Source organism: Shinella sp. BE166 (assembly GCF_051201095.1).
GTDB lineage: Bacteria > Pseudomonadota > Alphaproteobacteria > Rhizobiales > Rhizobiaceae > Shinella > Shinella lacus.
In genome coordinates, this window is sequence record NZ_JBPEHL010000061.1 from 1 (window position 1) to 2,113 (window position 2,113).

Genomic DNA, 2,113 nt, shown 5'->3' on the forward strand with positions numbered 1-2,113 from the left:
GCGGACAGCGCCCTGATCTGCTGGCGGGCCTGCGTGCCCGATCCGACGATCGCGATGGACCGGCTGTCCCGCCGGCAGAGCGCCAGCGTCGCGATGGCGCCGCCGAAACCGGTCCGGAGGTCGGTCAGCCAGCCCTCGTCATAGAGCGTAGCCACCACCTGGCCGGTGTCCGAGGAAATGGCGATCATCATCCCGTTGCTCGACGGCAGCCCGAGGCGCGGATTGTCGTAGAAGCCCGAGGCGATCTTCACCACGAAGATGTCGTCGCCCGCGATATAGCCGTATTTGATGTGGCAGTCGGCATTCTGCGCTTCGAGCCTCAGGTAGCCGACCGGCGGAATGTTCGCCCGCCCGTCGACGATCGCGACATAGGCGTCCCGAATGGCGTCGACCGCGAAACCGGCAATCGGCAGGCGCTTGAGGTCGTCCAGCGTGAGGCTGATCATCATGCATTGCCTTCATTGAGGTATTTGTAGACGGTGGCGCGGCCGAGCCCCAGCACACGGGAGATGTAGGGCGCGGAATTGCGCGCGGAGAATGCGCCGTCGGAGGAGAGCGCCACGACGAGTTCGCGCTTCTGCTGGCGGGTCATGTCGGTGATGCGGATGCCGCGGGCATGGGTCCATTGCTGGATATATTCGTTGATGCGCTCGTGCCAGTCTTCCTTGAAGAGGCTTGCGGGCTTCGCCTTGTCCTCCGGCAGCCGGATCAGCGTCGAAAGCGTGCGCATCACCGAATGGAAATCCGACAGGTCGACATTGATGCAGAGCACCGCGGCGGGCTTTCCGAGATGGTCCGCGAGCACGACGCTGATCGCCTTGATCGACCGGCCGTCCCAGTTCACCTTCTCGTAAGGCCCGATCAGGCGTTCGTCCGGCTGGAAATCGATTTCGTGCAGCAGCGACGGCTCGCCGATTTCCCGCTTGGAGAAATTGCCCGCGAGATAGACGACCTTTTCGGTCGCGAGATCATGCAGCACGACCTCGGCAAACGGCTGGAAGAGCAGGGCGACGGCGTCGCAGATCCGGGCGTAACTCTCAAGTTGCTGGTTCAAGTCCGTGGCCTCACATGTCACCGCGACAGTGCCATTCGTGGACAAATTTGTCCAGAATGGAAATTTCATCCACACCGCTTGACTTTCCCCGAAAATGCCGCCCTATCGTGGACGCATTGTGTTACATGGACATTCAGTCCACAGCGATTTGAGGGCGACACCCATGGAATCCACCACTGCAATCGATGCCATCCGGAACGCCGAGACGCGCATCCGGCCCTTCGTGCGGGAGACCTATCTCGAAGCCTCACCCTATCTCTCGAAGACGATCGGCCTCGACGTGCATCTCAAGCTGGAAAACCTCCAGCATACGGGCTCGTTCAAGCTCCGGGGTGCGCTGAACAAGATCCTGTCACTGGGCAGCGCCGCCGCGACCACGCGTGTCGTCACCGCCTCGTCGGGAAACCACGGCGCGGCCGTGGCCTTCGCGCTCAGACAGGTCGGCGGCGAAGGCATCGTCTTCGTTCCGGAAAATGCCTCCGAGGCGAAGGTTGCCGCCATCCGCCGGCTCGGCGCGGAGGTCCGCTTCCACGGCACCGATTCCGCGGTGACGGAAGCCCATGCGCGGGCGTTCGCCGAGGCCGAAGGCGGCGTCTACGTGCCGCCCTATAACGATATCGACGTGATGGCCGGCCAGGGCACGCTCGGGGTGGAAATCCTGCGCCAATTGCCGGATGTGCGCACCGTCATCGCCTCCGTCGGCGGCGGCGGGCTGATCGCCGGCATCGCGACCTATCTCAAGGCCGCAGCCCCGCAGGTGAAGATCGTCGGCTGCTCGCCGCAGGCCTCCCGCGTCATGGCAGCCTCCGTCGCGGCCGGACGCGTGCTCGACCTCGATTCCGACGACACCCTGTCGGACGGCACGGCGGGTGGCGTGGAGCCGGACACCATCACGTTTGCGCCCTGCCGCGACCTGGTCGACCATTGGATCGACGTTTCCGAGGCGGAGATCGCGCAGGCGATGAAGCTGTTCGTCGAGCATCACCACATGCTCTGCGAGGGCGCTGCGGGCGTCGCCATCGCGGCCGCCATCAAGGCGGAGCGCGGCCTCATCGAAGG

The 2,113-nt window shown here is 64.4% G+C and carries 2 protein-coding genes and 1 pseudogene; 1 reads left to right on the plus strand and 2 read right to left on the minus strand.

Annotated elements, in window-relative coordinates; translation table 11 throughout:
• Both J2Y63_RS35355 and J2Y63_RS35360 read right to left on the minus strand, forming a co-directional pair.
• Positions 1 to 449: pseudogene (locus J2Y63_RS35355) on the minus strand (ornithine cyclodeaminase family protein); the annotation flags it as partial.
• Entirely contained in the window at positions 446 to 1,054 is a 609-nt protein-coding gene (locus J2Y63_RS35360) for a helix-turn-helix transcriptional regulator (protein WP_435269831.1), read from the minus strand. The gene J2Y63_RS35360 and the pseudogene J2Y63_RS35355, both read right to left, overlap by 4 nt.
• A 163-nt stretch (positions 1,055 to 1,217) precedes the next feature.
• On the opposite strand from J2Y63_RS35360, the gene J2Y63_RS35365 reads away from it, so the two are divergent.
• Positions 1,218 to 2,113, plus strand: an 896-nt coding sequence (locus tag J2Y63_RS35365; RefSeq protein ID WP_435269832.1) for a threonine/serine dehydratase, incomplete at its 3' end; no start/stop codon positions are given.